This window comes from Sphingomonas sp. 66-10 (assembly GCF_001897045.1).
Classification (GTDB): domain Bacteria; phylum Pseudomonadota; class Alphaproteobacteria; order Sphingomonadales; family Sphingomonadaceae; genus Sphingomonas; species Sphingomonas lycopersici.
This window is the reverse complement of the sequence record NZ_MKRR01000104.1, coordinates 1-5,130: the sequence shown is the minus strand read 5'-3', so window position 1 is coordinate 5,130 and position 5,130 is coordinate 1. Positions and strand designations below refer to the sequence as shown.

Sequence of the window (5,130 nt, the reverse complement as noted above, 5' to 3'; positions counted from 1 at the left end):
TCGCGGTAAGCTCGCCGGCACGCAACAGTCGGGCCAGGGTCATTGCGTCACGCCGGTCGGTCTTCACATGATCACCTGGCCGTCGTGGCATCATCGAGGGAGCGATGACGATACAAGCCTGCCCCAGTTTCGTCAGCAGCCGGTGCAGGCCATAGCCGCAAGGACCAGCCTCGTAGCAGACGCTCAACCTCACGCCCGGCGCCGTCAGCCGCTTGACCAGCTTTCTGACCGCATCGTCCTCGTTGGCCCAGTCGGCCCGAAGCTGCGATTTTGGTCATCTTGGAGAACACGTCGGGAACGGGCTGGTTGTTGTTGACGATCGCCCATGCGAGGAACGACGTTCCGCTCCGATAAGGGAGCGGCGTTATGAGCCTTGGCGTTTCGAGTGGGGATCTGATCGGCTCCTGGAGCCTGAGTTTTTCGGACATCGCGTTCGTGACCGGCAAAGCGGAGACGGCACGACTGGGATTGGCGGTTCAGCTTAGATTTTTCGCCGGGCATGGCTTCTTTGTGCCGGATCATGCGTCGATACCCTCCGACGGTGTCTTGTATCTGGCGGAGCAACTTGGTCTCGATGCCAAATCCGTGAACCACTATGATTTTTCCGGGCGCACCGCCCGCCGGCATTGCGCGGAGATTTTGCGGCATCTCGGGTTCCGCCGTATGACGCAGACGGATCGCAGGGCGTTGTCGAGGTGGATTTCCGACGATCTTTGTGCGGGCGGGCAGCCGATCAATGCCATGCTCGAGCATGTTTTCCTGTGGTGCCGCGACCGCCGTATCTATGGGCCGTCGCGCAAGGAGCTGGAACGCCTCGTCCGTTCGCAACGACACCTCTATCTGGAGGCCCTGTTGGCCCGAGTCCGCGATCGGCTTGCGCCGGATGCGGTCGCCTTGCTGGAAGCCTCGCTCGCCGATCCCGATGGCCCGACCGGCTTCAACACGATGAAGGGGGATGCAGGTCAGGCGACGCTCGAAAACATTCTTGGCGTGACCGCCAAACTCGCCTTTATCCAACGGCTTGCTCTTCCCCGAGATTTCCTATCGGTCACGGGCAAGGCATGGGTCGATCAGATCGTTCGCCGGGTTGCCGGCGAGAAAGCCTCGGAGATGCGCCGGCATGTACCGGCGCGCCAGCTCGGGCTCTATGCCGTTTATCTGATGGCGCGGGAAGCTCAGCTTACGGATGCGATGGTCGACCTGCTGATCGAGACGGTCCATAAGATCGGATCGCGCTCGAAACGCAAGGTGGTGGGCGATATCGCGAAAGACATCGAGCGGGTCTATGGCAAGGAGCGACTCCTGGTCGAGATTGCCAGCGCTTCGATCGACGATCCATCCGGGCGCATCTGCGATGTCATTTTCCCAATCGCCGGCAAGGACAAACTGGCGGCGATCATCAAGGAAAGCCAGGCAAAGGGCGCCTTGGATCGGCGGATCTACAAGGTGATGCGGAGGTCATGGGCCAATCATTATCGCCGTATGCTGCCAAGCCTGCTTTCGGCACTGGAGTTCCGGTCGAACAACGCCGTGTGGCGTCCGGTGCTGGCGGCCCTGGACTGGATCAGAAGCAAAGTGGATGATGGATGCCGCTACGTGCCGCCGCACGCAGTGCCGGTCGACGAGGTCATTCCGGCGAGATGGCGCAGTTCCGTCATTGATGAAGAGGGGCGCGTAAACCGGATCAGTTATGAGCTTTGTGTCCTCGCGCAACTGCGCGATCGCATCCGTTCTAAGGAAATCTGGGTTGTCGGGGCGGACCGATACCGCAATCCCGATGACGATCTTCCCAAGGACTTCGATGCGCGGCGAGAAGCATATTACACAGGATTGAACCTGACGGCGGATGCGCGTGCATTTTCAAGCGCCATCCGGGAAGAGCTTGCTCAGGAACTGTTGCTCCTCAATGCCAATATTCCCCGGAACGACAAGGTTCGGCTGCTGTGGCGCGGCGAGAACCGTATATCTCTCACCCCGTTCAAACCCTTGCCCGAACCCAGGGGTCTCGCCTCGATCAAGACCGAGATCGGCCAACGCTGGCCGATGACCGGGCTGCTCGACGTACTGAAGGAGGCTGCCCTTGATACGGGACTTCTCGAAGCGTTCGAAACATCGGCCTCGCGTGTTGCACTGCCGAAAACCGCGCTGGATCAACGTCTCCTGCTATGCCTCTACGGCCTGGGAACGAATGCCGGGCTCAAGCGGATCGCCGGCGCCACCCCCGATGTCAGCTATGAAGAGCTGCTGCATGTCCATCGCCGCTTCGTTCATGCCGCGGCGCTCAAGGAGGCGTGTGCCAGGGTTGCGAATGCGACCCTGGCAATCCGCAATGCTGCAGTCTGGGGGGACGCCGGCACGGCCTGTGCGTCAGATTCCACAAAGTTCGGAGCCTGGGATCGCAACCTGATGACGGAATGGCATGCGCGTTATGGTGGACGGGGCGTCATGATCTACTGGCATGTCGAACGACGCGCGACATGCGTCTATTCCCAGCTCAAGCGCTGCTCTTCCTCCGAGGTCGCCTCCATGATCGAGGGCGTGCTGCGCCATTGCACCGACATGGAAATCCAGCGACAATATGTTGATAGTCATGGCCAAAGCGCGGTTGGCTTTGCATTTTGCCGGCTTCTCGGATTTGAGCTTGCACCCCGCCTGAAAGCGATCGCTCGCCAGAAGCTGGCTCTTCCCGATGTCGGCATGCGAACGCGGCTTCCCCACTTGCAGCCGATCCTCTCCAGTCCGATCAACTGGGATGAGATCGAGCAGCAATATGACGAGATGGTCAAATATGCAGCCGCGATGCAGACAAAAACCGCCGACCCGGAGGCGATCCTGCGCCGGTTTAGCCGCTCCGAGGTGATGCACCCGACCTACAAGGCGTTGAGTGAGCTGGGCCGCGCGGTCAAGACGATCTTCCTGTGCCGGTATCTGCGCGAGGAGTCCTTCCGCCGCGAAATTCATGAAGGCCTGAATGTCGTTGAAAACTGGAACAGTGCCAATGGGTTCGTTTTCTTCGGCAAGGGCGGCGAGATCGCCACTAACCGCATCGATGAGCAGCAGCTCTCGGTCCTGGCGCTACATTTGCTGCAAGCGTCGCTTGTCTATGTGAACACCCGAATGCTTCAGAGCGTGCTGGTGGAACCGAAATGGACGGGCCGGATGACGCCGGATGATTATCGCGGCCTCACACCGCTGATTTACAGCCACGTCAATCCTTATGGCCGCTTCGACCTCGATCTGAATAGCCGGATCGATTTTGGGCGGCTTGCTGCCTGACCGGGGCCTTTCCGCTCGCACCATTTGGGTGCACCCGAACGTGACGATCGGAAGTGACATATACGACATGTCACAAAAGGGTGGTTCCGTCACCAATGTTACTGTACGAGGGCAAAGCCACCCTAATGTGACGGATTTGCCCATGACCCGCGTCGGCTACGCCCGCGTCAGCACCATCGACCAGGATCTCGACATCCAGGTTGCCCGGTTGAAGGCAGCGGGCTGTGAAATCCTCCGCTCCGAAACAGGCTCGGGCGCATCGCGCACTGGACGCACGGAGCTTGAGACGATCATGCAGTTCCTGCGCGCCGATGACGAACTCGTCGTCCTGCGTCTCGATCGGCTCGGTCGCTCCACACGCGATGTTCTCAATCTGGTTCATGAACTCGACCAGAAGGGAGCCTCATTGCGGGTGCTTGAGCCGGAGGTGACGACGGCCGGAAGCATGGGGCGGATGGTGATCACCATTCTGGGCATGGTCGCGGACATGGAACTGACGTTCATCAAGGACCGGCAGCGCGCCGGGATCGAGGCGGCGCGCGCCGAAGGCGTCTACAAAGGCCGGAAGAAAAACATCGATGACGATGAAATCCGACGCCGGATCACCGCCGGCGCGAGCAAGGCCAGCGTCGCGCGCGACCTCAAGATCTCAAGAATGACCGTCTATCGGGCGCTTGACGTCATTCCTTCAAGGATCGGGCTGCCGGAAAAGCCGCCTTCTGTCACCATCGCCCTGCATCTGACCATCGAGAACTTCAACAAGCATGGTCGTGGCAGAAAGCCCGCTCGCGAGCGCATTGAGGCGATGCTGGAGCGGGATTACCAGATGCAAAAGACCGGGAACTGCGATTACACGCTGACCGTCGCCTATGATCAGGGTGCCGATGGCGTCAGCCTCGATGATGAGATCGCATCTCTCCAGACAGAGATGTTCAACATCGCAGAGAGCTACAGGTGCTCGATCGAGACCGATGTTTACGAGATTGGAGGACAAGAGCGAGCCTGGTAGATCGCCATGTTCAATCTTTGTTCTTCAACATGGCCAAAATCGCAGCTTCGGGCCGACTGGGCCTCGTTGGCAACCGTACCGACGAAACGCACCTCGCCTCCGCGCTCTTCATCGGCAACTGCGACCGCGATGGTTTCCTTGTGCACGTCCAGACCGACGTATTTTACTGTCTCCGTCATGACTCGCCTCCAGTGCTGACAAATCCATCGTCAGCATCTCAGATTTGAGCCCTCGAGGCTCCGGCAGTCATGGGGTCTAAGAGCCGGCAGGGGAGGGCGCGGAAAGTCCGCTAAACAACGCCAAGGCCGAACAGGCGGCGACCCTGTATATTTGTATACGCCTATACATTCGCGCCCTTGTGGCGCGTCGGCGCTATCGCTTTAATTCAGGACTGGTTTATCGTCGGCCGATGGATCAGCGTGAAAAAGGCCCTCCATCGGATTGTCGCGAACATATTCGCCGCCTTCGGCAAATGCTCGGAGCGGATCGTTGCCCTTCATGCGGCCAGCGGTGATTTCGCGTTCGGTCACGCGCAAAAGCACGGCCTTGTCGATCTGCCCGTCAACCAAACTCTCCTGGCGGAGCATGAGATGGTAAGTCGAAAGGTTATCGGCCAGAAAGCCGATGATCTGAGAGCCTGGAACTTGTGCCTTGGCCAACCCTTCGGCGGCGATGTTGGTCAACGCGATGTGCATACTTATCAGGCGGACGCGGTTAAATTCGTCGCGCTCGACAGCGTGCAGTTCTATCAGCTCATCGACCAATGCTTGTAGGTCACAGTCTGGCTCGCCGATGCTCTTCATGAAACGATCGGCAAATTCCTCAAATCGTTCATTTGGCATGGT

General features: G+C 59.3%; 3 protein-coding genes and 2 pseudogenes. 2 read left to right on the top strand and 3 right to left on the bottom strand.

Annotated elements, in window-relative coordinates:
• Positions 1-199: pseudogene (locus BGN95_RS09645) on the bottom strand (IS110 family transposase); the annotation flags it as partial.
• Between the two features lie 167 nt (positions 200-366).
• Here BGN95_RS09645 and BGN95_RS09640 point away from each other — a divergent pair.
• Together BGN95_RS09640 and BGN95_RS09635 are read left to right on the top strand one after the other, a co-directional pair.
• Positions 367-3,276, top strand: a complete 2,910-nt coding sequence (locus tag BGN95_RS09640; RefSeq protein WP_006961814.1) for a Tn3 family transposase — start codon at positions 367-369, stop codon at positions 3,274-3,276.
• Positions 3,277-3,418: 142 nt separating this feature from the next.
• Entirely contained in the window at positions 3,419-4,285 is an 867-nt protein-coding gene (locus BGN95_RS09635) for a recombinase family protein (RefSeq protein WP_006961816.1), read from the top strand.
• Positions 4,286-4,332: 47 nt separating this feature from the next.
• Here BGN95_RS09635 and BGN95_RS27245 read toward each other — a convergent pair.
• Together BGN95_RS27245 and BGN95_RS09625 are read right to left on the bottom strand one after the other, a co-directional pair.
• Positions 4,333-4,464: pseudogene (locus BGN95_RS27245) on the bottom strand (IS110 family transposase); the annotation flags it as partial.
• A 201-nt stretch (positions 4,465-4,665) separates the two neighbouring features.
• Positions 4,666-5,130, bottom strand: a 465-nt coding sequence (locus BGN95_RS09625; protein WP_286772495.1) for a hypothetical protein, incomplete at its 5' end; no start/stop codon positions are given.

What these genes read in the sequence shown, in the direction of transcription:
- BGN95_RS09635 (WP_006961816.1), top strand. Translation starts at nt 3,419, where the DNA reads ATGACCCGCGTCGGCTACGCCCGCGTCAGCACCATCGACCAGGATCTC.
- BGN95_RS09640 (WP_006961814.1), top strand. Translation starts at nt 367, where the DNA reads ATGAGCCTTGGCGTTTCGAGTGGGGATCTGATCGGCTCCTGGAGCCTG.